General features: G+C 69.2%; 23 protein-coding genes and 1 riboswitch. Of the genes, 15 read left to right on the forward strand and 8 right to left on the reverse strand.

Features of this window, described 5'->3' with window-relative positions; translation table 11 throughout:
* Positions 1 to 118 precede the first annotated feature (118 nt).
* From C6V83_RS06795 to C6V83_RS06815, 6 genes are all read left to right on the forward strand, one after another.
* A complete protein-coding gene (locus tag C6V83_RS06795; protein ID WP_105941753.1) occupies positions 119 to 3403 on the forward strand; it encodes an error-prone DNA polymerase in 3285 nt (1094 codons plus the stop codon).
* Between the two features lie 305 nt (positions 3404 to 3708).
* Entirely contained in the window at positions 3709 to 3993 is a 285-nt protein-coding gene (locus tag C6V83_RS18295) for a hypothetical protein (protein ID WP_159067461.1), read from the forward strand.
* Complete coding sequence (locus tag C6V83_RS18300) at positions 3978 to 4484, forward strand: reverse transcriptase family protein (protein WP_159067462.1); 507 nt, start codon at positions 3978 to 3980, stop codon at positions 4482 to 4484. The genes C6V83_RS18295 and C6V83_RS18300 overlap by 16 nt, the downstream gene beginning before the upstream one ends.
* 250 nt (positions 4485 to 4734) lie before the next feature.
* Entirely contained in the window at positions 4735 to 5502 is a 768-nt protein-coding gene (nagB, locus tag C6V83_RS06805) for a glucosamine-6-phosphate deaminase (protein WP_105941755.1), read from the forward strand.
* A 202-nt stretch (positions 5503 to 5704) separates the two neighbouring features.
* Positions 5705 to 6616, forward strand: a complete 912-nt coding sequence (locus tag C6V83_RS06810) for an ABC transporter ATP-binding protein (protein ID WP_105941756.1) — start codon at positions 5705 to 5707, stop codon at positions 6614 to 6616.
* Positions 6613 to 8259, forward strand: a complete 1647-nt coding sequence (locus C6V83_RS06815; RefSeq protein WP_105941757.1) for an ABC transporter permease — start codon at positions 6613 to 6615, stop codon at positions 8257 to 8259. The genes C6V83_RS06810 and C6V83_RS06815 overlap by 4 nt, the downstream gene beginning before the upstream one ends.
* Positions 8260 to 8299: 40 nt before the next feature.
* Here C6V83_RS06815 and C6V83_RS06820 read toward each other — a convergent pair whose 3' ends face one another.
* Together C6V83_RS06820 and C6V83_RS06825 are read right to left on the reverse strand one after the other, a co-directional pair.
* The gene (locus C6V83_RS06820; protein WP_105941758.1) at positions 8300 to 8782 is read right to left on the reverse strand and encodes a tRNA (cytidine(34)-2'-O)-methyltransferase; all 483 of its coding nucleotides are present in this window, start codon (positions 8780 to 8782) and stop codon (positions 8300 to 8302) included.
* Positions 8783 to 8828: 46 nt separating this feature from the next.
* Positions 8829 to 9065, reverse strand: coding sequence for a YgaP family membrane protein (locus tag C6V83_RS06825; RefSeq protein WP_105941759.1), 237 nt, complete (start codon positions 9063 to 9065; stop codon positions 8829 to 8831).
* A gap of 105 nt (positions 9066 to 9170) precedes the next feature.
* Here C6V83_RS06825 and C6V83_RS06830 point away from each other — a divergent pair, with 105 nt between their 5' ends.
* Genes C6V83_RS06830 through C6V83_RS06840 form a run of 3 tightly spaced genes read left to right on the forward strand, consistent with a single transcriptional unit; the run spans position 9171 to position 10886 of the window.
* A complete protein-coding gene (locus C6V83_RS06830) occupies positions 9171 to 9653 on the forward strand; it encodes a PASTA domain-containing protein (protein ID WP_199832598.1) in 483 nt (160 codons plus the stop codon).
* Positions 9654 to 9696: 43 nt separating this feature from the next.
* Positions 9697 to 10560, forward strand: coding sequence for a bifunctional methylenetetrahydrofolate dehydrogenase/methenyltetrahydrofolate cyclohydrolase (locus C6V83_RS06835; protein WP_105941760.1), 864 nt, complete (start codon positions 9697 to 9699; stop codon positions 10558 to 10560).
* A gap of 2 nt (positions 10561 to 10562) precedes the next feature.
* Positions 10563 to 10886, forward strand: a complete 324-nt coding sequence (locus C6V83_RS06840; RefSeq protein ID WP_105941761.1) for a DUF3017 domain-containing protein — start codon at positions 10563 to 10565, stop codon at positions 10884 to 10886.
* A 17-nt stretch (positions 10887 to 10903) separates the two neighbouring features.
* Here C6V83_RS06840 and metX read toward each other — a convergent pair whose 3' ends face one another.
* Both metX and C6V83_RS06850 read right to left on the reverse strand, forming a co-directional pair.
* On the reverse strand, positions 10904 to 12064 hold the full coding sequence (metX, locus tag C6V83_RS06845; RefSeq protein WP_105941762.1) for a homoserine O-acetyltransferase MetX: 1161 nt from the start codon (positions 12062 to 12064) through the stop codon (positions 10904 to 10906).
* A 70-nt stretch (positions 12065 to 12134) separates the two neighbouring features.
* Positions 12135 to 13442 (reverse strand): bifunctional o-acetylhomoserine/o-acetylserine sulfhydrylase, encoded by a 1308-nt coding sequence (locus tag C6V83_RS06850; RefSeq protein WP_105941763.1) that lies wholly within the window; start codon positions 13440 to 13442, stop codon positions 12135 to 12137.
* A 65-nt stretch (positions 13443 to 13507) separates the two neighbouring features.
* Positions 13508 to 13636: riboswitch (SAM riboswitch) on the reverse strand.
* 219 nt (positions 13637 to 13855) lie between these two features.
* Here C6V83_RS06850 and C6V83_RS06855 point away from each other — a divergent pair.
* From C6V83_RS06855 to C6V83_RS06880, 6 genes are all read left to right on the forward strand, one after another.
* Positions 13856 to 15493 (forward strand): cutinase family protein, encoded by a 1638-nt coding sequence (locus tag C6V83_RS06855; protein ID WP_159067463.1) that lies wholly within the window; start codon positions 13856 to 13858, stop codon positions 15491 to 15493.
* A gap of 257 nt (positions 15494 to 15750) precedes the next feature.
* Positions 15751 to 16941, forward strand: coding sequence for a PE-PPE domain-containing protein (locus tag C6V83_RS06860; protein ID WP_105941765.1), 1191 nt, complete (start codon positions 15751 to 15753; stop codon positions 16939 to 16941).
* Positions 16942 to 16997: 56 nt separating this feature from the next.
* Entirely contained in the window at positions 16998 to 18311 is a 1314-nt protein-coding gene (locus C6V83_RS06865; RefSeq protein WP_407646251.1) for an MFS transporter, read from the forward strand.
* 136 nt (positions 18312 to 18447) lie between these two features.
* Entirely contained in the window at positions 18448 to 19290 is an 843-nt protein-coding gene (locus C6V83_RS06870; RefSeq protein WP_407646252.1) for an exodeoxyribonuclease III, read from the forward strand.
* A 43-nt stretch (positions 19291 to 19333) separates the two neighbouring features.
* Positions 19334 to 20359: a tryptophan--tRNA ligase gene (trpS, locus tag C6V83_RS06875; RefSeq protein WP_105941766.1), complete on the forward strand. Its 1026-nt coding sequence runs from the start codon at positions 19334 to 19336 to the stop codon at positions 20357 to 20359.
* Positions 20360 to 20404: 45 nt separating this feature from the next.
* Positions 20405 to 21469 carry a YhjD/YihY/BrkB family envelope integrity protein gene (locus C6V83_RS06880; protein WP_105941767.1) on the forward strand — a complete coding sequence of 355 codons (1065 nt, stop codon included), beginning with the start codon at positions 20405 to 20407 and terminating at the stop codon, positions 21467 to 21469.
* A 12-nt stretch (positions 21470 to 21481) separates the two neighbouring features.
* Here the strand turns inward: C6V83_RS06880 and C6V83_RS06885 are convergent, their stop codons facing one another.
* The 4 genes from C6V83_RS06885 to C6V83_RS06900 all read right to left on the reverse strand — a co-directional run bounded on the left by C6V83_RS06885 (position 21482) and on the right by C6V83_RS06900 (position 25879).
* Positions 21482 to 22786, reverse strand: coding sequence for a D-alanyl-D-alanine carboxypeptidase family protein (locus tag C6V83_RS06885; protein ID WP_105941768.1), 1305 nt, complete (start codon positions 22784 to 22786; stop codon positions 21482 to 21484).
* A gap of 112 nt (positions 22787 to 22898) precedes the next feature.
* Positions 22899 to 23681: a succinate dehydrogenase iron-sulfur subunit gene (locus C6V83_RS06890; protein WP_105941769.1), complete on the reverse strand. Its 783-nt coding sequence runs from the start codon at positions 23679 to 23681 to the stop codon at positions 22899 to 22901.
* Positions 23681 to 25435 (reverse strand): succinate dehydrogenase flavoprotein subunit, encoded by a 1755-nt coding sequence (gene sdhA, locus C6V83_RS06895; protein WP_105941770.1) that lies wholly within the window; start codon positions 25433 to 25435, stop codon positions 23681 to 23683. Before sdhA ends, C6V83_RS06890 begins: the two co-directional genes overlap by 1 nt.
* A 15-nt stretch (positions 25436 to 25450) precedes the next feature.
* The gene (locus C6V83_RS06900; protein ID WP_105941771.1) at positions 25451 to 25879 is read right to left on the reverse strand and encodes a succinate dehydrogenase hydrophobic membrane anchor subunit; all 429 of its coding nucleotides are present in this window, start codon (positions 25877 to 25879) and stop codon (positions 25451 to 25453) included.
* Positions 25880 to 25892 lie beyond the last annotated feature (13 nt).

A 25892-nucleotide genomic window follows, 5' to 3' on the forward strand; every position in this document is an offset into this window, starting at 1 on the left:
GCGCGCGAGGCACGTGACCTCACTCCGTCAGAATAGGGGAACGCGGGCGCCGATCGCCACTGGAGCGGTGGTCTGCGGCCACATGGATGCCATCGAACATACGTTCTATAATGGTCCGGTGGGATGGAGTAACGGGCCGCCGAGCTGGTCGGAGATGGAGCGAGTGCTCTCCGGCCGGTCGCCTGCCGCGGGTGCCGACGGCGCGCAGCCATATGTCCCGGGCGACGGCGGGGACTCCCCGGCTTGGTCGCGCAAGCGTGGCGCGTATCAGCCCGAGGAGGTGCGCTCCGTCGTCTCGGCGGTCCCGTACGCCGAACTCCACGCGCACAGCTCCTACAGCTTCCTCGACGGCGCCTCGCTGCCCGAAGAGATGGTCACCGAGGCGCAGCGGCTCGATCTGAAAGGTCTCGCGCTGACCGACCACGACGGCTTCTACGGCGTTGTTCGCTTCGCCGAGGCCGCCCGCGAGTACGGCATGCCGACGGTCTTCGGTGCAGAGCTCTCGCTGCAACGGGATTCTGCGCGTGCGGGAGCGGTGGATCCGCCAGGTGAGCACCTGCTGGTCCTCGCCCGAGATGCCGAGGGCTATCGGCGGCTGTCCCGGGTGATCGCCGACGCGCACATGAGCGGCGACCCTTCGACGGGGCTCAGGGGCCGAAAGGGGCTGCTGAGTTACGACGCGGACCTCCTCACCTCGTCGGCGAGGGGACACTGGCTGATCTTGACCGGCTGTCGGAAGGGATCGGTGCGCCGGGCGCTGGCTGCCGGCGGTGCGGTGTCGGCACGAAAGACGCTGGGGGAGTTGACTGATCGCTTCGGTCGGGAGAACGTCGTCGTCGAGCTGACCGCTTCCGGCTGCAGCGACGACGACGAGCGCAACGAAGTGCTGACAGCGTTGGCCGGTGAGGCGCGACTGCCGACCGTTGCCACCACGGGCGCGCATTTCTCGGGCCCGCAGCGACGACGGCTCGCCATGGCGGTGGCCGCGGTGCGGGCGCGCACCGACGTCGCCACCATCGCCGAATGGCTGCCGGGCATCGGTGGGGCACATCTGCGCAGTGGAGACGAGATGGCCCGGCTGATGCCGGCGCACCGCGAGGCGATCGACAACGCTGCGGCGCTGGCCGCGGACTGCTCCTTCTCGCTGGGGCTGATCGCGCCGAATCTGCCGCCTTTCGACGTTCCCGAGGGACATACCGAGGCGAGTTGGCTGCGGGAGCTGACCGAGCGGGGTGCCCGCCGCCGCTACGGCACCCGCGTCGACCGCCCCGATGCCTATCGGCAGATCGATCACGAGCTGGACATCATCGAGACGCTGATGTTCCCCGGGTACTTCCTCGTGGTGCACGACATCGTCGATTTCTGCAAACAGCACGACATCCTCTGCCAGGGCCGGGGGAGCGCCGCGAACTCGGCGGTCTGCTACGCGCTGGGCATCACCAACGTCGACCCGGTGGCGAACAAGCTGTTGTTCGAGCGGTTTCTGGCGCCCGAGCGAGACGGTCCGCCGGACATCGACGTCGACATCGAGTCCGACCGCCGCGAAGAGGTGATCCAGTACGTCTACGCTCGTCACGGCCGCGAGTACAGCGCCCAGGTCGCGAACGTGATCACCTACCGCGGACGGTCGGCAGTGCGCGACATGGCGCGAGCGCTCGGCTACGCCCCCGGGCAGCAGGATGCGTGGAGCAAGGTGCCCGACTCGGCACCCGACGACGTGCGCGCCATGGCCGCGGAGATCGCCTCCATGCCAAGGCATCTCGGGATCCACTCCGGTGGAATGGTGATCTGTGACCGGCCGATCGCCGACGTCTGCCCCACCGAGTGGGCGCGCATGGAGGGGCGAAGCATCCTGCAGTGGGACAAGGACGACTGCGCCGCCGTCGGCCTGGTGAAGTTCGACCTCCTGGGCCTGGGGATGCTCTCTGCGCTGCACTATGCGATGGATCTGGTGAAGGCGCACAAGGGAATCGAGGTGAATCTGGCCGCGCTCGACCTCTCTGAGGAGGCCGTCTACGACATGCTCTGCCGCGCTGACACTGTCGGCGTGTTCCAAGTGGAGTCGCGGGCGCAGATGGCGACGCTGCCCCGACTCAAGCCGCGCAACTTCTACGACCTCGTGGTGGAGGTCGCGCTGATCCGGCCCGGCCCCATCCAGGGCGGCTCGGTGCACCCGTACATCCGGCGACGCAACGAGCAGGAGGCGCCCACCGTCGAACATCCGTCGATGGAGAAGGCTCTCGAGCGGACTCTCGGCATCCCGCTGTTCCAGGAACAGCTGATGCAACTGGCGGTCGACGTCGCCGGGTTCGATGCTTCCGAGGCCGATCAGCTCCGGCGGGCGATGGGTTCCAAGCGCTCGCCGGAGAAGATGGAGCGGCTGCGTTCCCGCTTCTATGAGGGGATGGAAAGGGTCAACGGCATCACCGGCGAGACGGCTGACCGGATCTACGAGAGGATGGCGGCTTTCGCCAATTTCGGCTTCCCGGAGAGTCATTCGCAGAGTTTCGCGTCGCTGGTCTTCTACTCGGCGTGGTTCAAGCTGCATCATCCGGCGGCGTTCTGTGCCGCACTGCTGCGGGCGCAGCCGATGGGCTTCTACTCGCCGCAATCGCTGGTTGCCGATGCTCGGAGACACGGCGTCACGGTGCATCGGCCGGACGTGAACGTCTCCGTCGCGCATGCGGAACTGGAGAACCGGGGTCTCGACGTGCGAATCGGTCTGGGGGCGGTCCGGGGACTGGGTGACGACGCGGCGCAGCGCATCGTCGACGATCGGCTCGCGCAAGGGGAGTACCGGAGCATCGCCGATCTCTCCCGGCGGACGGAACTGACCGCGGCACAACTGGAATCGCTGGCCACCGCGGGCGCCTTCGAGTCGCTGGGGCTGGATCGACGTGCTGCGCTGTGGGAAGCCGGGGCGGCAGCCGGGATCCGCGAGGACCAGCTCCCGGTGGTCTCCCCGCGGGAGGCGCCGACGCTGCCGGGGATGTCCGACGTCGAACTGGCGGCGGTGGATGCGATGTCGACTGGAATCACGCCACACGCCTATCCGACGCAGTACCTGCGCCCGCGGCTGGACGCGATGGGGGTGACGCCGGCCGACCGGCTGCTCTCGGTGCCCGACGGTTCGCGTGTGACCGTCGGCGGCGCGGTGACCCACCGTCAGCGCCCGGCGACAGCATCCGGGGTCACTTTCGTGAACCTGGAAGACGAGACCGGGATGGTGAACGTGGTCTGCTCGGTCGGGCTGTGGACCCGCTACCGGAAGCTGGCGCAGACCGCGTCGGCACTGCTGATTCGCGGAAAGGTGCAGAACGCCGAGGGCGCGGTGACCGTCGTCGCCGATCGCATACAGCAGCTGGACCTGCGCGTGGGCACCCGTTCGCGCGACTGGTGCTGACGGAAATGCGGCCGTGCGCCGATGCGGTACGACACGCCTTATGTCGCGAGTTGCTCCCGCGCCGCCGCCTGCCCTCCAGAATCGAAGCGGATGGACGGTGCGAGCGGGATCGCTGGATCCGTCTCAGGGGATACCCCTGGGTTCATGAACTGTTCTGCATAACGTCGCGCGCAGCACGGCACACTTCGTGTGCGCTTCTGCGCGCCGAAGACGACAAGTCTGGTCGCGCCGTCCATCCATGAACAACGAAGGTGGAGTGATGACGGGATCGGGCCTGCGGAGGTGGAACCGCTTCGACAGCGCGGATGGTCGCTTCGGTGGAATCGCTGATCAGCTCCGACGGCGACGATCCGGCGCAGGTCTGGACCAGCCGCGAGCTGAACGGCGCACTGATCACCGCCGTCGATCCGGTGATCGCGGACGACATCACCAGGCTGCTTCTCGACGCGTTCGCGCGACCGCCGGCCGCGCTGCGCGAGGAGCTCTCGGCGCTGCTTTCCGCCGTCCCCGCCGAGCCTCGTGTCTGGCCCACCGAAACACAGGTCTCGCGGCCGGTGTTCGACGTCCCGCCGCAGTGGCGACCTATCTGACGAGTCTGTGCACGACAGTGCTGGCCGTCGCCGACCGAGATCAGACCGACTGGTACCACGCTGCGCTGCTGCGCGAACGACACCTGCCGCAGGGTGCGCCGACGTCGCCCGCTCTGCTGAACCTGGTGCTCCGTCGGCTCGACATCAGAATCAGCGGCTACGCGGCGAAGCACGGCATCACCTATACACGGTACGCAGACGACCTGGCCTTCTCCGGCGACGGGATGGACACCGGACGACTGCACTGGTTCGTCGCCCGGGTCGTCGTCGCCGAAGGGTTCAGGCTGCACCCGGACAAGACCCGGGTGATGGGCGAACATCAGCGACAGCAACTCGCCGGCCTGGTGGTCAACCGCGGACTGCACGCGCGGCGATCCGAGTACGACGCACTGAAAGCGCTGCTGCACAACGCGGCTCGCGAGGGCGCAGCGTCTCAGAACCGGGTCGGGCATCAGGACTTCCGCGCTCACGTATACGGGCGGATCGATTGAGTGTCGACCGGATCTCCCCGTCGTCGCGAACGCCTGCTGGCGATGGCGGCGCAGGTGGAGTGGTGAGGTCTCGACTCCGCGGCGGTCGGGAGCTGCGTCCTGAATCGGCGGGAGACGCATCGGCGTCGTCGCGGGACACACTCGCGGTGGTGATGGGACGCGCTCGCGCGATCGGAGCACAGCCGTGCCGCGTGCGAGTTAGTGTCAGGCGAAACCGTCCACCGAACGAAGGAACCGGGAAGGGGCAGGCATGGAGGTCGTGATCACCGACCACCCCGAGCAGGTGATGGCCGACATCATCGCCGGTGCTGTGACCGACGGTGCGACGACGCTCGGTCTGGCTACCGGATCGTCGCCGCTGCCGACGTATCGAGAACTGATTCGGCGACACCGAGAAGACGGGCTATCCTTCGCCGGGGTGAAGGCGGTCCTGCTCGACGAGTACGTGGGCCTGCCGCCGACGCACCCGGAATCGTATGCGCGCTTCATCCGCGAGAACTTCACCGACCACGTCGACATCGGCGACGTGTACTCGCCAGACGGCATGGACCCGGACTACCGCGCGGCCGCACTGAACTACGACGCGCTGATCAAGGAGGTCGGGCCGGTCGACGTGCAGATCCTCGGGATCGGCAGCAACGGTCACATCGGGTTCAACGAGCCGTCGTCGGCACTCACCTCGCGGACCCGGATCAAGACCCTGACGGAGAAGACCCGGCAAGACAACGCGCGATTCTTCGACGACGACCTCGACCAGGTGCCCATGCACGTGATCACTCAGGGCCTGGGGACCATCTGCGAGGCGCGTCATCTGGCGCTCGTGGCCACTGGTGAGGGCAAAGCCGACGCGATCGCCGTGGCCGTCGAAGGACCGTTGTCCGCCGCATGCCCGGCGTCGATCCTGCAATGGCCCCCGCATGCCACCGTCGTGGTGGATCCGGCGGCGGCCTCCAAACTCCGCGACTACGACTACTACCGCTATGTGTATGAGAACAAGCCGGAGAACCAGCGGTCGTAGCTGACGACGTCCCAATGGACCTGCTGCCGTCTCGCGACGAACGGCTGCGGGTGAAGTTGGGATTCAGCATCTCGATCGGCTGGATGATGCAGTCGGTGATTGTACACGCAGGGAATGCTCACCGACACCGCCGTGTTCGACGACTACCTCGCTCACCTCGACGCGATGCCCGACGGCGGCGTCGACGACCGTTAGGAACACCATGACCAGTCCTGACCTCGCCATCGACATGGCCGGAGTCACCAAACGATTCGGCTCTTTCGCCGCCCTCGACGACCTGAATCTGACCGTAGAGACGGGAGAGGTGCACGGCTTCCTCGGGCCCAACGGTGCGGGCAAGTCCACCGCGATCCGGATCCTGCTCGGCGTGCTGCGCGCGACGTCCGGCCGGGTCCGGCTCCTCGGGGGAGACCCCTGGCGGGACGCGGTCGGGCTGCATAGTCGCCTCGCCTATGTGCCCGGCGACGTCGAGCTGTGGCCCAATCTCACCGGCGGCACCGCGATCGACTTGTTCGCCCGACTGCGCGGCGGCGTCGACGAGGGCAAGCGGGACGACCTGATCGACCGCTTCGGTCTGGACCCCACGAAGAAGGGGCGCACCTACTCCAAGGGCAACCGGCAGAAGGTGGCTTTGATCTCCGCGCTCGCCTCGAACGTCGACCTGCTGCTGCTCGACGAGCCGACTGCGGGGCTGGATCCGCTGATGGAGGCCGAGTTCCAGCGCTGCATTCGGGAGGCGACGGACGCGGGAACCACGGTCTTGCTTTCCAGCCACATCCTGGCCCAGGTGGAGGTGCTCGCCGACCGGATTTCGATCATCCGGCAGGGGCGGATCGTCGAGACCGGAACCCTCGACGAGATGCGGCACCTGCGGCGCACCTCGGTCAGTGTGCGCAGCGTGCGGCCGCTTCCCGAACTGGCCGACGTCGATGGAGTGCACGACCTGCGAGTGGACGGCGAGCACGTGCGCTTCGACCTGGATGCGGCTGCGCTGCCGACCGTGCTGCAACTACTCTCCGACCGCGAGGTGGCGGCGCTGACTGCCACGCCGCCGACTCTCGAGCAACTTCTGCTCAGCCACTACGGCGAGGTGGCGGCCGGGGCGTCGACGTGACCGCCCCGGCGACCGCCGCGCCTGCGGCGGCACCGGGCAACCGGCTGACCGGCACGATGACGCTGCTGCGATTCATGCTCCGGCGAGACCGCATCCGGCTGCCCGCATGGGTGTTGGGGTCGGCTCTGGCGATGGTCTACTTCACCACCGCACTCCAATCCGTGCTGGACGAGGACGGCCTCGCCGCGATGGCCTCGCTCTCCAGCAACCCGATCATGGCCCTCGTCTCGGGCCCGGCGTTCGGTTTCGAGGAGGGGGTCACTCTGCCCCGGGTGCTCGTCGGCGAGTACGGCTTGTACCTCATGCTTGCTGCGGCGATCATGAGCATCCTGACCGTTTTCCGGCACACCCGAGCCGAGGAACAGGCCGGTCGAACCGAGTTGGTGCGCGCCGGCGTGGCGGGTCGTGACGCGCAGCTGACCGCGGCGCTGCTGTTGACCGCGCTGATGAACGTGCTGGTCGCCGTGTGCACGGGGCTGGTGGTCGTCGCCTCCGGTATCGATCCGGCTCCCGGTGTCAACGGCTCGTTCCTCTTCGGCTTCGGCTTCGCCGCAGCCGGGTTGGTGTTCGCCGGTGTCGCTGCGATCACCGCGCAGCTCTCGGCGTTCTCGCGCGTGGGCTCGGCGATCGCCGGCGCGCTGTTGGGTGCGGCGTTCGTGGTCCGCGGGCTCGGCGACATGTCGGCGGTCGCCGGGGGCTCGCTGAGCTGGCTCTCGTGGCTGTCGCCCCTCGGCTGGTCGCAGCAGACGGCGCCGTTCACCTACGATCGCTGGTGGCCGCTCGCGATCTCGTCGGCCGCGGCCGCGGCGACGTGCGCGACGGGCTACGCACTGGCGGCACACCGCGACCTCGGCGCCGGCATGATCTCGGACCGACCGGGCCCGCCGCGCGCGCCGGGATGGCTGACCGGACCGACGGGGCTGGCCTTCCGGTTGCAGCGCGGAGGCCTCGTCGGGTGGTCGATCGCGATGCTCGTCGCGGGCCTGGTCTTCGGCGCCTTCACCGCACCGATCGCCGACAGCGCCGACATGATGCCGGACGAGATCCTGGCGGTGATGGGAGGCGCCGACGGACTGATCGAGGGATACCTGGGCTTCATGGGCCTGTTCTTCGCGATCCTGATCTCGGTCTTCGCCGTGCTGTCGGTGCAGTCGCTCCGGGCCGAGGAGCAGGCGGGTCGGACGGAGGCGATTCTGGCGACGGCCGTCGGGCGCGGAGGGTGGCTGTTCGCCTGGCTCGGGGTCGTCGCGCTCGGGTCCCTGTGGTTGCTGCTGCTGGCCGGGCTGGGCATGGGGCTGGGATCGGGACATCCCGAATTGGTCGGCTCGGTGCTGCTCGGCTACCTGGTGCAGACCGCCCCGGTCTGGCTGCTGCTCGGACTGGCAGTGGCGCTGTTCGGCTGGTTCCCACGGCTGGTGGCGGTGACCTGGGTCGCCGTCGTCGGCGGTGCGTTCGTGAACCTGTTCGGGCAGCTGTTGCAGATCGATCAGCTGTGGCTTGATCTCTCGCCCTTCGGCCATGTCGGGGAACATCCGTCCGGGCCGATCTCCTGGGTGGCGGTCGGGCTGCTCACCGCGATCGGGGTGGTTCTGGCAGCGGTGGGCGTCGTCGGCTTCGGCCACCGGGATCTCAGCACGGCCTAGTGTCGGGACGCCAGAACACTGCACCCCGACGGGGCGGCAGTCAGACCGCGCCGGCGAAGCCCTGCTGGCGCCAAGCCTCGTAGAGGGCGACGCTGGTCGCATTGGCCAGATTCATCGAGCGGCGGTCGGGGAGCATCGGAATCCGCAGTTGCTCGGTGACGTGCGGATCGTCGAGCACCTCGTCGGGCAGACCGGTGGGCTCGGGGCCGAACAGGAGCACGTCGCCGGGCCGGTACTCGACGTCGGTGTAGAACGTCGTTGCATGCGCGGTGAAGGCGAAGACCCGTTCCGGTTGCAGCACGTCCCAGGCTGTGTCGAGGTCCGGATGCACCGTCACGTGTGCCATCTCGTGATAGTCCAGGCCAGCCCGGCGCACCTGCTGGTCGGTCATGGTGAAGCCGAGGGGCTCGATGAGGTGCAGCTGCGCACCGGTGTTGGCCGCGATACGGATCGCGTTGCCGGTGTTCGGCGGGATGCAGGGCTGGTAGTAGACGATTCGGCAATCGAACGGGGCGTCGGACACCTCCCCATTCTCGCACTGCCGGTGTGCGGTGCTGCGATCGTGCGCGTCAGCGACGGCACACCGCGTATCTGCCCAGACCGAGCTTCTCCATGATCAGGGATGCGGGGCACCATCCGGCGTAGGCGTAGAAGGCGAGATTCAGGGCGACGAAGCCGGTGAGGAACAACCACCACGGTCCGAGTGCGGCTACCAGGGCGATGCTGACGAACAACATCACCGCGGCCAGCGCGGGCACCAGGCGGTCGACGGTGAGGGCGGTGTTCTCGTAGCGCGAGAGTGGCATGCGGGTCCTTTCAGTCCGATCTGAACAATACCCTATGGGGTATATGTTCGACGATCGTCCGCGCGGGAGGGCGCCGATCGGCAGCCGGCTGGTAGAAACGTCCGCATGGTCACTGAATCCTTGCGCCGGACCTCCCTGCGCCGGGCGGGGCTGGTGCTCGGGGTCGCCGGGCTGCTGGCGCTCACCGGGTGCGGAACGTCGGACGACGCCGCGTCGACCGTGACGGTCACCGCATCGGCGAGCACGGTCACCGTCACGCCCTCCGAGGACGACGCGAAGGATCCGGATGTCAGTGCGACGACGGCGCCGACCGAGGAACCCGACGACGACGGCCCGAACAACGCCGCGAGGGTGCGGATGCCCGACGTGGTGTGCATGAACCTGCAGGCCGCGCAGAACAAGATCCAGGAGGCCGGGGTCTTCCTCTCTCGCAGCGAGGACGCCACCGGCAAGGGCCGGCAGCAGATCTGGGACCGGAACTGGATCGTCGTCGCGCAGCGGCCCGCCGCGGGAGCGCCGATCGGGGAGGGCGATGCCGTCCTGTCCGCGGTCAAGTACGGCGAACCCCACGACTGCCCGGGCGGGTGACCCGGATGGGGAATCGCGCCCGATAGTGGAACAATGGGGTCTCGTGACGGCGATTCGACTGGACGGCAAGACCACCCGCGACGAGATCTTCGACGATCTGAAGAGGCGCGTCGACCGGCTGCGTGAGGCCGGAGTGCTGCCCGGACTGGGCACGATCCTGGTGGGCGACGACCCCGGCTCGCACTCGTACGTCAAGGGCAAGCACGGCGACTGCGCGAAGATCGGCGTCGCCTCGATCCGCAAGGACCTGCCCGCCGACGCGACGCAGGAAGAGCTCGACGCGGCGATCGACGAGCTCAACGCGGATCCGGCCTGCACGGGATACATCGTGCAGCTGCCGCTCCCGAAGCATCTCGACGAGAACGCCGCCCTGGAACGGATCGCCCCCGAGAAGGACGCCGACGGTCTGCACCCGATCAACCTCGGCCGTCTGGTGCTCGGCGAGGAGTCGACGCTGCCGTGCACTCCGCGCGGCGTGATTCATCTGCTGCGCCGGTACGACATCCCGCTCGACGGCGCTCACGTGACCGTGGTCGGCCGCGGCGTCACCATCGGCCGGCCGATCGGCCTGCTGCTGACCCGCCGCAGCGAGAACAGCACGGTGACGCTGTGCCACACCGGAACCCGTGACCTCGCCGCGGAGGTGCGCCGTGCCGACATCGTGGTGGGTGCCGCCGGAGTGCCGCATCTGATCACTGCGGACATGGTCAAACCCGGCGCGGCCGTGATCGACGTCGGCGTCAGCCGCACCGAGTCCGGTCTGACCGGCGACGTCCACCCCGACGTCTGGGAGGTGGCCGGTGCGGTCTCGCCCAATCCCGGCGGAGTCGGCCCGCTCACCCGGGCGTTCCTGCTGGTCAACGTCGTCGAACGGGCCGAGGCGCAGTTGGCGGCGGCGGGCGGGTAGTCGTGGCCGCGTTCGAGGTCGAGACGATCCGGAGAGCCCGGCTGCGGCACCGCGTGGTGCGGCAGATCCCGTTCCTCGTCGTGCTCGGGGTGGTGGCCGTAGGCGCCGTCTTCGTCCTCGTAGACCGCTGGCGCCGGGGCAGCGTGATCTTCGGAGGCGCCTTCCTCCTCGGGGCCGTGCTGCGCACCGTGATGAAGACCGATGCGGTCGGTCTGCTGCAGGTGCGGAGCAAACCCTTCGACATCGCGTGGATGACGTCTACGGGACTTCTCGTGATCTGGCTGGCGATGTCCATCGACTCGCTGGGCACCGGGGATCAGCTGTAGACGACCGTCCGACGGGTTCAGCGGGTCGTGCGCGCGGTGCGGGCCAGCGCCATCGTCTGGTCGAGCAGACCGGCGATCGGCTCGGTCTCGGTGAGGAAGCCGTCGTGGCCGGCGCCCGAGTGCACCACGTGCAGACCTCCGACGCAGTTGCCGAGTTCGGCGGCGATCTCGGCCTGCTGGTACAGCGGGTACAGGCGGTCGGAGTCGATGCCGCCGACGATCGTCGGCACCTCGCACGCGGCCAGCGCGGCGGCGATGCCGCCGCGTCCGCGTCCGACGTCGTGGCTGTTGAGCACGTGGGTCAGGGCGACGTAGCTGCCCGGGTCGAACCGATGAGCGAGCTTCTTCGCCTGATAGTCGAGGTAGCTCTGGACGGAGTAGCGGCCGTCGACCAGCGGGTTCTCCTCGCCCTGCGGGAGATTCTCGAAGCGGTCGTCGAGCTCGCGGTCGTACCGGTAGCTGAGATGCGCGATGCGGCGAGCGACGCCCATGCCCGCAGTCGGGGCGCGCCCGGTGCCGTAGTAGTCGCCGTCCTGCCAGTCGGCGTCGGAGGTGATGGCGGCGATCTGGGTGGACTGCGTGCCGATCTGATCGGCGGACGCTCGTGCGCCGACGGCCAGCACCAGCCCGGCGTCGACCTTGTCCGGGTGCGTGACCAGCCACTCCAGCGCCCGTGCACCGCCCATCGACCCGCCGGCCACCGCGGCGAAGCGGGTCACCCCGAGGGAGGCGAAGGCACGACGCTCCGACTCGACCAGATCGCGCACGGTGAGCCGGGGGAACCGGCTGCCCCAGGCCCGTCCGTCCGGAGCGAGGGTGCCGGGTCCGGTGGATCCGTAGCAGCCGCCGATCGCGTTCGGGGCCACGACGCACCACTCGCCGGTGTCGACGGCGCAGCCGGGCCCGATCAGGCCGTCCCACCATCCGCCCATCGAGAACCGTTCGTCGGGCGGCCCGGTGACGTGCGAGTTGCCGGTCAGGGCGTGCAGCGCGAGGACGATGTTGCTCCGGTCGGCGTCGGGAGTGCCCCAACGCTGAAAATTGACCGTCACGTCCTCGAGCCGCCGCCCCGAATCCAGCTCCAGATCACCGATCGGCACGGCGACGGAGACGCCGTCCGGACCGGAGGTCCAGTCGGCGCCGCTGAGCGTCGCGGTCGCGTCGCAGCTCACTGACACGTGAGCACTCCGTCCTCCGTGCCGTCCGACAGGTGAGTCATCGTCGTATCCCGGGCTTCTTCGGTGCGCCTCAGGCCTTCGCCGCGGCGAAGCCCTTGTCCAGGTCGGCCAGGATGTCGTCGATGTTCTCGATACCGACGGCCAGGCGCACCAGTCCGGGAGTGACCCCGGACGCGAGCTGCTCCTCGGGGGAGAGCTGGCTGTGGGTGGTCGACGCCGGGTGGATCACCAGCGACCGGACGTCGCCGATGTTCGCCACGTGGCTGTGCAGCTCGAGCGCATTGACGAACTTCTTGCCGGCCTCGACACCGCCCGCGATCTCGAAGCCGATCACGGCGCCCTGTCCCTTCGGCAGCAGCTTCTGGCCGATCTCGTAGTACGGCGAGGACTTCAGGCCGGCGTACGAGACGGATTCGACCTGGGGGTGCGCCTCCAGGAACTCGGCGACCTTCTGCGCATTCGCGACGTGCCGCTCCACCCGCAGGCTCAGGGTCTCGATGCCCTGTGCCAGCAGGAAGGCGTTGAACGGCGAGATCGCCGAGCCGGTGTCGCGCAGCAGCTGGATCCGGGCCTTGAGAGCGTAGGCGGGGGCGCCGAGGTCGGCGATCACCACGCCGCCGTAACTGGGGTCCGGGGTGGTGAAGCCGGGGAACAGGTCCTCGCCGTCGCGCTGGACGCGCCAGTCGAAGTTGCCGCCGTCGATGATCACACCGCCGATCGCGGTGCCGTGGCCGCCGATGTACTTGGTGGCCGAGTGCACGACGACGTCGGCGCCGTGGGCGATCGGGTTCAGCAGGTACGGGGTGGCGACGGTGTTGTCGACGATCAGCGGGAGCCCGGCATCGTGGGCGACGCCGGCGACGCCTTCGATGTCCAGGATCTGGTTGTGCGGGTTGGCGATGGTCTCGCCGAAGAGCGCGCGTGTGTTCGGGCGGATGGCCGCTTTCCACGACTCGAGGTCGTCGGGGTCGTCGACGAAGGACACCTCGATGCCGAACTTCGGCAGCGTGTAGTGGAAGAGGTTGTAGGTGCCGCCGTAGAGGCGGGGGCTGGACACCACGTGGCCGCCGGCCTCGACGATGTTCTGGATCGCGTAGGTGGTGGCGGCCTGGCCGGAGGAGACCAGCAGCGCCGCGACGCCCCCGCCGAGGGCGGCGAGGCGATTCTCCACGGTGTCCTGCGTCGGATTCATGATCCGGGTGTAGATGTTGCCGGGCTCGGCCAGCGCGAACAGGTTCGCCGCGTGGTCGGTGTCGTCGAAGACATACGACGTGGTCTGGTAGATCGGGAGGGCTCGGGACTTGGTGTCGCCGACCACTTGGCCGGCGTGCACCTGCAGGGTCTCGAAACTCCAGTCGTTGTCGGTGGCGTCAGACATGGATGAGGCGATCTCTTTCTTCTCGGTCGGCCGGGCCGCTCGGCCCGGTCTGGGTCCGACCTTCGGACCCGCGCTTGTCGATACTGTTCGCGCTTGTTCAGTGCGGTAAAGACCAGGTCATCACCCGGAGCACCCCACCGCGGTTGGAGGGTTGCCGTTCAGCGAGCCGGGGCTTGGCGCTGACACTCATGACCTGTCCTTGAGGATATCGCACCGGTGTGTCGGTGCTGGAAACACTCTTCTCGCCGTGCGCTAAACCCCTTTCGAGCCGGCTCCGGTGTGCTACTGCGTGCGATTCGGACAACACCCGTGTCCCTCATTCTGGGACTTACTCCCAGTGTGACAGGCGTCTCACAATGGTCGGGCTCGGGGCTCGTGGGGATCCCCGGCAGCAGCCCAGGGGGATCGCCGCCATGAAGTTCTCGCGTGCACGTGTCGTCCGCGCCGTCGTTCTCGTCTCCGCGATCGCCGTGGTCGGCGCGCTCGGCCTCCCCGGCGGGGTGGGGGTCGCGTCCGCCGGCGGACCGGACTACGACTGCAAGGCCGGCGCCGTCGTGATCGTGGCAGGCACCAACGACGACGGCGCGGCGTCGCAGATCGGCGTCGAGCAGCGCTACACCGGTAAGCACCCGAACGGCACCGCCAACCCGAACAGCCCGTATCACGGAGCGAACGAGTACAAGGTGATCAAGCCGGAGTACCCGACGACGCTGTGGCCGCTCGGCACCGTCGGCTACAACGCCGACGTCGCGCTCGGAACGGCCGCGACCAAGCAGGCGATCGCGGAGTACCAGACGAACTGTCCGGAGAAGGAAGTCGTGGTGGTCGGGTACTCGCAGGGTGCCCGGGTGGCCGGCGACGTGCTCTCCGACCTCGCCAACGGCAGGCTCGACGACGAGGAGTTCACCGTCGACGGCCACCCGGGCTCGCACAAGCTGTCCAAGGAGAAGGTGCGGGGCGAGCTCTACTCCGATCCGCGTCAGGAGGGATCGATGGCTGGCCGCGGCATCGAACTGGCGCTGGTCGGCGTGATTCCGGGACTGACGATGACGGGACCGCGCGAGGGCGGCTTCGGCGACATCCCGGTGATCTCGTACTGCTACAAGGGCGACCCGATCTGCGATCTGCCCGACCTGCTGCACGATCCGTTCGGGGTGATCGACGGCTTCGTCGGCTACTTCACCAAGCACGGGTACTACCCGTGGCGGATGTGGGCGCCGGTCACCAACGGCAACCAGTGGGACTGCATCGGCGGACCGGCGCCGGAGGACGCGTCGAGTTCGTATCACTGCCTCGTCGGTGCGCCGTCGGCGATGTCCGGCGTGCGCGGAGACCTGGTCGACACGGTGCGCGAGCTCGTCGGGCTGCCGGCGCGCGAGGTCGTCGACTTCTGGGGGATGATCCCGAACCTCAACCGGATCTTCCCGCACGCGACGCTCTCGGACCTGCAGCCGTACCTCGTTCCCGTGATGAACCTGTTCCCGCCGCTGCCGCAGCTCGGCTACGGGGCGTACCTTCCGGACCTGTTCGTGTTCGCCGGCTTCCTGGAAGGGCTGGCCTCACTCGACCTGAAGAAGATGGGCGCTTCCGTCGAGGACTTCGCGAAGAGCCTGGTGTCGATCGGGCTGCTGCCGGTGAACTTCGCCGAGCACTGGGCCGGGCGCGCGATCGCGCTCACCGGTCGCGACGGGCCGATCGGCAGCTCGACGACGTCGGGAGACGACGCCGCGGCCTTCGCGGTCGCCGGAACGGCCGGAGCCGCCGACGCCCACCGCTCCGGAGGCCCCGCAGACCTCGTGCCGACCGCGCCGGAGCCTCGCGGTCGCGGCCCGGAGATCGCGCCCGCGGCGCCTGCCCGGCCGGACGGGGAGGACGGGGTCGTCGTGCCTGCGCCCTCCGCCCCGACGACCGAACCGGTCACGGACGACGCGGAGACGGACGATCCCGTGCCGGGCACCGCGCCGGAGGGAGACTCCGCGCCGACCGCCGAGCCGGCCCGGGAGACGGAGTCGGCTTCCGTGGACGAGCCGGAACCGGCCGCCGTCGGCTGACGTCCGCGCGGCGGTCGGCAGGCGGGGTCGGCGGCGGTCGGACGAGGGTGCCGGAAACGGTAGTGCGAGAGCGGATTTCGCCACTGTGGACCGCGGTGAGTCGGACATCACAAAGCGGGTGCCGGTGTGCGGTCTCGTTCACCGGCATGTGACGAACGGCAGCGCGTGAGACGCATTCGCGTGACAGTCTCTTGAACGATGTCCGTAAGCGGTGTCCTCCGGTTGCGGGACGCCCCGGCGCGGGATTCCTTCTCTCCATGCAGAGAAGATTCAGCACAGGGTCGGGGATCGGCGCGGTGGTCGCCGGCGTGGTGGCGACGGTGGTCGCGGGATTCGGGGCGCCCCCGGCGTCCGCGATTCCGCGCGACTGCGGGAACGGGGCGGCCGTGATCGTGGCCGGGACCAACGCGCCGCGCAACGCGGAGGGGTTGCCGACCGGAGGCGTCACCGGCATCGGCAAGCGCTACGCCGCGCAGGGCTATCAGGTGACCTACGTCGACTATCCGACGCACCTGTGGCCGCTCGGGCCCACGCCGTACGACGAGGACGTCGCGATCGGCAAAGCCGCCACCGAGAAGGCGGTCGCCGGATACCAGCGCCGCTGTCCCGGCAAGCCGGTCGTCGTCGCGGGGTACTCGCAAGGGGCACGCATCGCCGGCGACGTGCTCGCCGAGGCCGGCACCGGCAAGGCGCGGCGCGGGATATCCGCTGACGGCCTGTCCGGCGAGCTGTACTCCGACCCGCGCCGGGACGGAAACGACGACGGGCGCGGCATCGAGAACGTGCTCATCGGCCTGATTCCCGGACTGACCATGTCCGGCCCGCGGCCGGGCGGCTTCGGGCGGGTTCCGGTGACCCAGTACTGCCTGGAGGGCGATCCGATCTGCGATCTCCCGTCGCCGGTCCGCCGTCCGGTGAGTGCGCTCGACGGAGTCGTCGGGTACTTCACCAAGCACGGGTATTACCCGGCCCGCATGCACAAGCCGGTGCACGACGATCGGTCGTGGGAGTGCACGCCCGACACGGTCGGTCACACGTCGGACTGCGTCGTGGCTGCGCCGCCGGCCACGGTGAGCGCCGCGCACGAGCACCTCGATCCGAGGCTCGCGGCCGCCGGACTGCCGGGACTGCCGCGGGTCGTCGAACCGGCGCTGGAGTCCGTGCACCGCGCCACGTCGCCCGGCGTTCCGCTTCCGGACGTTCAGGTTCCCGGCACGCAGGTTCCGGTGGCGCCGGTCGCCGGTCTGGAGATCACCGTGACCCCGTCGGTGTCGGTGCTCGATCCGGTGCCGCCGCCGGGTGACACCGAGCCTGCCCTGCTGACAGTCGGGCTGAGCGTCGACGTCGTCGTGGCCCCGCCGGTCCGCGAGCTCGTGGTCGCGGCCGCTGCCGCTCTGGAATCGGGACGGCGCGCGGCTCCGGCCGAGATCGGGCCGGCGGCACTGTGAGGGGCGTCATGACGAATCCCGGAATCATTGTGCGAGCGCGACACGTTGAGCCCTGAGTGGACGAACTCACGACGCGCTCCGGCGCCCCCGAACCCGCCGACCGACTCGCTGCGGCGCCCGCCGCCGCGCGGTCGGCGCGCACCGGCTGGGTGATCCTGGCGCTGGCGCTGGGCGGGTTCGGGATCGGCACCACCGAGTTCGTCGCGATGGGCCTGCTGCCGAACATCGCCTCGTCGCTCGAGGTCAGCGAGCCCACCGCGGGCAACCTGATCTCGGCGTACGCGCTTGGCGTGGTGGTCGGCGCCCCGCTGATCACCGCGCTCGCCGCGCGGGTTCCGCGGCGGCGTCTCCTGATCTGGCTGATGGCCGCGTTCACGCTCGGCAACGGCCTGAGCGTCGTCGCGCCCGACTACACCACCCTGCTGGCCGCTCGCTTCGTCGCCGGACTGCCCCACGGCGCGTACTTCGGCGTCGCGGCGCTGGTCGCGGCGCACTTGGCCGCGCCCGGCAGACGGGCCCAGGCGGTCGGTCACGTGATGCTCGGTCTTTCGGTGGCGAACGTGCTCGGCGTGCCCGCCGCCACCTGGATCGGGCAGGCTCTGGGCTGGCGGTCGGCGCTGGCCCTGGTCGTCGTGATCGGAGCGGTGACCGTGCTCGCGCTCATCCGGGTGGTGCCCGATCTGCGGGACATGCCGACCAGCGACATGCGTTCGGAGCTCGGCGCCCTCAGGAACTCCCAGGTGTTGCTGACGCTGGCGGTCGGCATGATCGGCTTCGGCGGCCTCTTCGCCTTCTACAGCTACCTGAACACCGCGCTGACCTCGGTCGGCGGCGTGAGCGAGGCGATCGTCCCGGTGGCGCTCATGCTGTTCGGCCTCGGCATGGTGGCCGGCAACCTCGCCGGCGGGCGGCTGGCGGACCGCAACGTCGACCTGGGAGTGTTCGCCGGGTTGTCGTCGGTCGGCGTGGCGCTGGGCGCGTTCGCCCTGATCCTGGGCGTCGGCTGGCTGGCGGTGCCGTTCGCGTTCGTCGTCGGCGCGACCGGCAGCATGGCGATCCCGGCCCTGCAGACGCGGCTGATGGACGTCGCTCGGGACGGGCAGACGGTCGCCGCGGCGATGAATCACTCGGCGCTGAACATCGCCAACGCTCTCGGGGCCTGGCTGGGCGGCCTGGTGATCGCCGGGGGCTTCGGCTACCGGGCGCCCTCGGCGGTGGGCGCGGTGCTCGCGCTGGCCGGTGTCGCGATGTTCGCGGCGGCCGTCGTGCACGGCCGACGCCGGGGAATCGACACCGGCGGCCGCCGGGAACAGACCGTCGACCTGGCGGCGGCCGACGAGCCCGTGGCCGCCGGTGCGCGCTCGGGGTAGCCGCGAAGCACGGTCACGTCGGACCGGGTCGTGGTGTGCGTCAGTCCAGTTCGGCGGCCTGTGCCACTAGAACGGGTGACCGTACGGCGCGGGCCCCGCGGCCGTCGTGTCGGCACCCGTCGCTACCGTGGTCACCGTGCCCGATTTGAAGATCACGTCCGTCAACGTCAACGGCATCCGTGCCGCGGTGAAGCAACGCAACGCGAACAATCCCGGCATGCTGCCGTGGCTCGCCGAGACGAGCCCGGACGTGGTGCTGCTGCAGGAGATCAGGGCCACCGAGAAGGTCGCCCGGACCGCCCTGGCTCCGGTGCTCGACGCCGGCTGGCACCTGTCCATGGCCGAGTCCGCGGTGGCCGGGCGGTCCGGGGTGGGCGTGCTCTCGCGTGCCGAGCCGTCCGGCGTCCGCATCGGCTACGGCAGCGACGAGTTCGATCCGCTCGGCCGCTACCTGGAGGCCGACTTCGGCTCCGGCGACGACGCGCTGACCGTCGCCAGCGTGTACGTCCCCTCCGGAGCGGCCCGCACCGAGGACCCCAAGGACGTGGAGAAGCACGACGAGAAGGTCCGCTTCCTGGACTCCTTCGGTCCGCATCTCGACGCTCTGCTCGGCTCCGGGCGCGACGTGCTGGTGGCGGGGGACTGGAACATCGCGCCCGACGAGCGCGACATCAAGAACTGGAAGGGCAACCGCAAGAACGCGGGCTTCCTGCCCCACGAGCGGGAGTGGGTGGCGCGGCGGCTGGCGAGCGGCTGGGTCGACGTCGTGCGCGATCAGCACGGCGACGTGGCCGGGCCGTACGCCTGGTGGTCGTGGCGGGGCAAGGCCTTCGACAACGACGCCGGCTGGCGCATCGACTACCACCTGACCACGCCCGCGCTGGCGGCGCAGGTGCGCAAGACCTGGGTCGACCGGGCCGCGGCCTACGACCGCCGCTGGTCCGATCACGCGCCGGTCACCGTCGTCGTCGCACGCTGACCGTGCCGTCGGGCCGGCCGGCGCCGTTTGAAAGAATGGCCCCATGACCACCCCTGCCCCTCGGCCGCGCCGCGTGCTGTCCGGAATCCAGCCGACCAGCGACTCCTTCCACCTCGGCAACTACCTGGGGGCGGTCCGGCAGTGGGTGGCCCTGCAGGACGACTTCGACGAGGCCTTCTACTTCATCCCCGACATGCACGCCATCACGGTGCCGCAGGATCCGGCGGTGCTGCGCGAGCGCACCCGGCGCAGCGTGGCCCAGCTGCTGGCGCTCGGCGTCGACCCGGAGCGCTCCACGATCTACGTGCAGTCGCACGTGCCGGAGATCGCCCAGCTGAGCTGGGTCCTGCAGTGCCTCACCGGATTCGGCGAGGCCGGCCGGATGACCCAGTTCAAGGACAAGTCGGCCAAGGCCGGACAGGAGTCGGCGAGCGTCGGCCTGTTCACCTACCCGATCCTGCAGGCCGCCGACATCCTGGCGTTCGACGTCGACGAGGTGCCCGTCGGCGAGGACCAGCGCCAGCACCTGGAGCTGACCCGCGACCTCGCCCAGCGGTTCAACAAGCGCTACGGCACGGCCTTCGTGGTGCCGAAGGCGCGGATCGTGAGCGAGTACGCCAAGATCTACGACCTGCAGAACCCGACCGCCAAGATGAGCAAGTCCGCCGACAGCGACGCCGGTCTGATCAACCTGCTCGACGACCCCAAGCGCTCGGCCAAGAAGATCCGCTCGGCGGTGACCGACTCGGAGGCCGAGATCCGCTTCGACCGCGAGGCCAAGCCGGGGGTGTCCAATCTGCTCACCATCCAGGCGGCACTCACCGGCGCCTCGGTCGACGAGCTGGTCGACGGCTACGAGGGCAAGCAATACGGCCACCTGAAGGTGGACACCGCCGACGCCCTGACCGACTTCGTGACGCCGCTGCGCGGCCGCGTCGACGAGATCCTCGCCGATCGCGCGGCCCTGGACGCCGTGCTCGCGGCCGGCGCCGAGAAGGCCCGGGAGACCGCGGCCAGGACCCTCGCCGACGTCTACGACAAGATCGGCTTCGTACCCGCCGCACCGTGACCCGCACCGCCCCGGGCCGGACCGCGAGGTAGCGTGAGGGACCTGATGGGCTCACTGGTAGAGAAGATCAAGCAGCTGATCGCGCGCCTCACGGCGCTGTACGAGGACGTCCGGACGCGGTGGCGGTGGTTGGCGCATCTGCTCGACACCCTGGAGAGGTACACCGATCGCCGGGGCAACGTCTACGCCGCAGCGATCACCTTCTCCGGAATCCTGTCGCTGGTGCCGATTCTGATGGTCACCTTCGCCGTCGCCGGCTTCGTGCTCGCCAGCCGGCCCGATCTGGTGGACCAGATGGTCGACGCCGTCCTCGCGGAGTTCCCGGGCCAGATGGGCGAGACGCTCGGCGGCGTCATCGAGTCGGCGATCGACTCGCGCGCGACCGTGGGCGTCATCGGCCTGATCAGTGCTGCCCTGACCGGCATCGGATGGATGTCGCTGGTCCGCACCGGACTCAGCGAGATGTGGGGCGGCCGGATCAAGCGCAACGCCGTCATGTCCAAGGTCTCCGATCTGGGGACCTTCGTCGGGCTGGGCATCATGTTCGTGCTGACCTTTGCGCTGACCGCCCTCGCGTCGGGCCCGGTCGCCACCAAGGTGCTCGACTGGATGGACTGGGAGTTCCTGAGCAACCAGGTCACGCTGCTGCGTCTGGCCACCAACCTGATCGCGGTCCTGGGCACCTGGTGGATCTTCTCGATCATCCTGGCCCGGCTTCCGCTGCGTCCGGTTCCCATGCGCGCGGTGCGCTGGACGGCGCTGACCACCGCGATCGTGTTCACGATCCTGAAGGAGGTGGGCGGGCTGTACCTGCAGTCGGTGCTGAACAGCCCGGCCGGCGTGGCCTTCGGGCCGCTCCTGGGCGTGATGGTCTTCGCCTACCTCGCCTCCCGGATCGTGCTCTACGCGTCGGCGTGGACGGCCGCGAACCCCGACAACGCGCAGTACCTCACGGTCGACGAACTCGACGGCGCCGCCCCCGAACCGGATCGGGTGGTGCTGGCGCCGGTGTACGAGACGTCCGAGGCGCCCAAGGCCCGTGCGCTGCTCACCGCAGCCGGCATCGGCGCCGCGGCGGCCGGGATCTACGGCTGGATCCGCCGGGGCTGAACGCCGCCGAGATCAGCGGCGGTAGCCGCCGGTACGACGGCGCCGACGACGGAACCACAGCACGATCATGGACGCGCCGGTCAGCGCGGCCACGACGATGAGGATCAGCGGCAGCGCCCCGATCGCCAGCGAGTCCGCGCCGGACGCGGGGTCGCGGGAGATCGCCGCGCGGTCGTCGCCGGCCCGCCCGGTGTCGAGCGTGCCGACCGAGATCGACGGACTCGCGGCGAACCCGTACTGGTACATCCGCACGGCCTGCTGGTGGTAGCTGTTGTCTGCCTCGTTGAGTCCGAACATCTGCACGATCACGATCGACCGGCCGCCGGACTCGGCGGCGCCCACGAAGGTTTTCAGCGAATCGTCGGTGAAGCCGGTCTTGCCGCCCAGGATCGTCATGCCGGGGACGCCGTCGCGCAGCAGCGTGTTCGACGTGCCCATCAGGTACGGCGGATGATCCGTGTCCCCGGGCACGTCCTTGCGCGCCGGGTAGCCGGGGAACTCGTAGGTCTTCAGACCGATCATCCGGCGGAACTCGTCGTTGGCCATGGCGGCCCGGAAGATGACGGCGAGGTCGTACGGCGATGTCGACATGCCGGCCGAGTCCAGGCCCGACGGTGTCGCGGCGCGGGTGTCCAGGGCGCCCAGCGACTTCGCCTCGGCGTTCATCTTCGCCAGCGTCTCGTCGTAACCGCCGAGCTCGCGCGCCAGCATGTTCGCGCAGTCGTTGCCGGAGACGACGAGCAGTCCGGTGACGATGTCGCGGACGGTGTACTGGCCGCCGGGGCCGACCCCGCAGGCGTCGCCCTCCATCGACCAGTCGTTGACGGTTGCCTTGACCGGCGCGTCCAGGTCGAGCTCGTTCAGCGCGACCAGAGCGAGCAGGACCTTTATGGTCGACGCCGGGCGGAATCGGCCGTGCGGGTCCTTGGCCGCGATCACGTTGCCGCTCTCCAGGTCGGCGATCAGCCAGCCCTGGGAGGTGAGCTTGTCCGGAACGGGGCCGGCGGCGGGATCGGCGACGACGCCGCACGCGGCGAGCTTCTCCCCGCCGACGGGAGGCTCCGGGACCGGCAGGGGAGTGGGGGTGGTCTTGCCGGGGGCGACCACTTCGGAGTCGTCGACCGGCGGCGGCGTGTGCACGCGGTACGGACAGTGCTCGTCGCCGGGGACCGGGGTGTCGGTGAGTGTCACCGTGCCGGACGCCGGCGACGGATCTGCGTTCGCCGGGACCAGCGGCGCCACCGACAGGGCCAGAGCCGTGCAGAGGGCGGCGAGCAGGGGGCGCCGTGCTGAGCGGCGGGCGGAAGAGGTGCGCATCGAGGTGTGAGTCTACCCAGCGCCCGGGCCCGGCCGGCTTCGGGAGACGAAAGACGCCCCGACCGGAAACCGGTGGGGGCGTCTTTCGGGGCTGCAGAGAGGGTCTGATGCGTCAGCGCGAGAACATGAGTGCGCGCTTGACTTCCTGGATCGCCTGCGTCACCTGGATGCCGCGCGGGCAGGCGTCGGTGCAGTTGAAGGTGGTGCGGCACCGCCACACGCCGTCGGCGTCGTTCAGGATGTCCAGGCGCTCGATGGTGCCGGTGTCGCGGCTGTCGAAGATGAAGCGGTGGGCGTTCACGATCGCGGCCGGGCCGTAGTACGAGCCCTCGGTCCAGAACACCGGGCAGCTGGTGGTGCAGCACGCGCACAGGATGCACTTGGTGGTGTCGTCGAACCGGGCACGATCGGTCTGCGACTGGATGTACTCGCGGGTGGGCTCGTTGCCGTCGGTGATCAGGAACGGCTTGATCGCGCGGTAGGCGTCGAAGAACGGCTCCATGTCGACCACGAGATCCTTCTCCACCGGCAGGCCCTTGATGGGCTCGATGGTGATGGTGATCTCCTTGGACGAGTCCTTCGGCAGCAGATCCTTCATCAGGAGCTTGCAGGCCAGCCGATTGACGCCGTTGATGCGCATCGCGTCGCTGCCGCAGATGCCGTGCGCGCAACTGCGCCGGAAGGTCAGCGTGCCGTCCAGGTAGCCCTTCACGTAGAGGAGCAGGTTGAGCAGCCGGTCCGACGGGAGGGCCGGGACGCGGAAGCTCTCGAAGCCCTGCGCATCCGGGTTCTCCGGGTTGAAGCGGTAGATCTTCAGCGTGACCATGACCGCCTCGTCCGGAACCGGAGGCAGCGGCGGCTGGTCAGCGACCGTGTTTTCGAGGGTGGCAGTCATCAGTACTTCCGCTCCATCGGCTCGTAACGGGTCTGGACCACGGGCTTGGTGTCGAGTTCGATCTCGGCGATCAGCCCGTCGCCCTTCTTGTACGCCATGGTGTGCACCATGAAGTTCTCGTCGTCGCGGTTCGGGTAGTCCTCGCGAGCGTGGCCGCCGCGGGTCTCCTTGCGGTTGAGGGCGCCCAGGACGGTCACCTCGGCCAGCTCCAGCAGGAAGCCCAGCTCGATCGCTTCGAGCAGGTCGCTGTTGAACCGCTTGCCCTTGTCGGTGACGGTGACGTGGGCGTACCGCTCCTTGAGCACCCGGACGTCGGCGAGGGCGCGGGAGAGGGTCTCCTCGGTGCGGAACACCGCGGCGTTGTCGTTCATCGTCTGCTGCAGCTCGGTGCGGATGTCGGCGACGCGCTCGTTGCCGTGGTCGCTGAGCATCAGGGCGATCCACTCCTCGACCATCGCCGAGGGGTTCTCCGGCAGCGGGGCGAAATCGTGGGAGTTGGCGTACTCGGCGGCGGCGATGCCGGAGCGGCGGCCGAACACGTTGATGTCCAGCAGCGAGTTGGTGCCCAGGCGGTTGGCGCCGTGCACCGAGACGCACGCGCACTCGCCGGCCGCGTACAGCCCGTGGACGACCTGGTCGTTGTTGGCCAGCACCTGTCCGTTGACGTTGGTCGGGATGCCGCCCATCACGTAGTGGCAGGTCGGGTACACCGGCACCAGCTCGGTCACCGGGTCGACGCCGAGGTAGGTGCGCGAGAACTCCATGATGTCCGGCAGCTTGGCCATCAGGGTCTCCTCCGGGATGTGGGTCACATCGAGGAGGACGTAGTCCTTGTTCGGACCGGCGCCGCGGCCTTCGAGCACCTCGAGGACCATCGAACGGGCGACGATGTCGCGGGGCGCGAGGTCTTTGATGGTGGGGGCGTAGCGCTCCATGAAGCGCTCGCCGTCGGCGTTGCGCAGGATGCCGCCTTCGCCGCGCACGCCCTCGGTGATGAGGATGCCCAGGCCGGCCAGACCCGTCGGGTGGAACTGGTGGAACTCCATGTCCTCCAGGGGCAGGCCCTTGCGGAACACGATGCCCATGCCGTCGCCGGTGAGGGTGTGGGCGTTGGAGGTCACCTTGTACATGCGGCCCGAGCCGCCGGTGGCGAAGACGATCGACTTGGCGTGGAAGACGTGGATGTCGCCGGTGGCCAACTCATAGGCGACGACGCCGCTGGCGACGGGCTCGCCGTTCTCGTCCTCGGTCAGGTTCAGGTCGAGGGCGTAGAACTCGTTGAAGAACTGGACGTTGTGCTTGACGCAGTTCTGGTAGAGGGTTTGCAGGATCATGTGGCCCGTGCGGTCGGCGGCGTAACAGGCGCGGCGCACCGGCGCCTTGCCGTGATCACGGGTGTGCCCGCCGAAGCGGCGCTGGTCGATACGGCCCTCGGGGGTGCGGTTGAACGGCAGACCCATCTTCTCCAGGTCGAGCACCGCGTCGATGGCCTCCTTGGCCATCAGTTCTGCGGCATCCTGGTCGACGATGTAGTCGCCGCCCTTGACGGTGTCGAAGGTGTGCCACTCCCAGTTGTCCTCTTCGACGTTGGCGAGCGCGGCGCACATGCCGCCCTGGGCCGCGCCGGTGTGGCTGCGCGTGGGGTAGACCTTGGTCAGCACGGCGGTGCGGGCGCGCGGAGCGGCCTCGATGGCCGCGCGCATCCCGGCGCCGCCGGCGCCCACGATGACCACGTCATAGCGGTGTTCCTGCATGAGGGTGGTAACTCCTTATTCGCCGAAGGTGAGAAGCGCGTAGGTGCCGAGGACGAGCACCACGATCACCGAGATGAGCAGTAGGGCGTTGAGCCAGAACCGGGTGCGGTCGCTGCGCGTGTAGTCGGCGATCACCGTGCGCAGACCGTTGGCGCCGTGCAGCTCGGCGAGCCAGAGCATGGTGAGGTCCCACACCTGCCAGAACGGCTGGCTCCAGCGGGCGGCCACGAACGAGGCGTCGATGCGGTGCACGCCCTCGTCCCACGCGAGCATGATGAACATGTGGCCGATGGCCAGGATCACCAGGAGCATGCCGGAGAAGCGCATGAAGAGCCATGCCCACTTCTCGAAGTTGGTGCGGCTGCCGGCGCGCGGGGCACGGGGGGCGTCGAGGCTGGCCGGACGGTCGTAGTCCGTCTGGATCGTCTTTGCTTCCAAAGTCATGGTTCTCTCTGCT

The sequence above is a fragment of the Gordonia iterans genome, from assembly GCF_002993285.1.
GTDB classification, from domain to species: domain Bacteria; phylum Actinomycetota; class Actinomycetes; order Mycobacteriales; family Mycobacteriaceae; genus Gordonia; species Gordonia iterans.

Bases quoted from the DNA above. Each gene is read 5' to 3' on its own strand.
- C6V83_RS18295 (WP_159067461.1), top strand. From the start codon at position 3,709: ATGGTCGCTTCGGTGGAATCGCTGATCAGCTCCGACGGCGACGATCCG.
- nagB (WP_105941755.1), top strand. From the start codon at position 4,735: ATGGAGGTCGTGATCACCGACCACCCCGAGCAGGTGATGGCCGACATC.
- C6V83_RS06810 (WP_105941756.1), top strand. From the start codon at position 5,705: ATGACCAGTCCTGACCTCGCCATCGACATGGCCGGAGTCACCAAACGA.
- C6V83_RS06825 (WP_105941759.1), bottom strand. From the start codon at position 9,065: ATGCCACTCTCGCGCTACGAGAACACCGCCCTCACCGTCGACCGCCTG.
- C6V83_RS06830 (WP_199832598.1), top strand. From the start codon at position 9,171: ATGGTCACTGAATCCTTGCGCCGGACCTCCCTGCGCCGGGCGGGGCTG.
- C6V83_RS06850 (WP_105941763.1), bottom strand. From the start codon at position 13,442: ATGTCTGACGCCACCGACAACGACTGGAGTTTCGAGACCCTGCAGGTG.
- C6V83_RS06855 (WP_159067463.1), top strand. From the start codon at position 13,856: ATGAAGTTCTCGCGTGCACGTGTCGTCCGCGCCGTCGTTCTCGTCTCC.
- C6V83_RS06860 (WP_105941765.1), top strand. From the start codon at position 15,751: ATGCAGAGAAGATTCAGCACAGGGTCGGGGATCGGCGCGGTGGTCGCC.
- trpS (WP_105941766.1), top strand. From the start codon at position 19,334: ATGACCACCCCTGCCCCTCGGCCGCGCCGCGTGCTGTCCGGAATCCAG.
- C6V83_RS06880 (WP_105941767.1), top strand. From the start codon at position 20,405: ATGGGCTCACTGGTAGAGAAGATCAAGCAGCTGATCGCGCGCCTCACG.
- C6V83_RS06885 (WP_105941768.1), bottom strand. From the start codon at position 22,786: ATGCGCACCTCTTCCGCCCGCCGCTCAGCACGGCGCCCCCTGCTCGCC.
- C6V83_RS06890 (WP_105941769.1), bottom strand. From the start codon at position 23,681: ATGACTGCCACCCTCGAAAACACGGTCGCTGACCAGCCGCCGCTGCCT.
- sdhA (WP_105941770.1), bottom strand. From the start codon at position 25,435: ATGCAGGAACACCGCTATGACGTGGTCATCGTGGGCGCCGGCGGCGCC.
- C6V83_RS06900 (WP_105941771.1), bottom strand. From the start codon at position 25,879: ATGACTTTGGAAGCAAAGACGATCCAGACGGACTACGACCGTCCGGCC.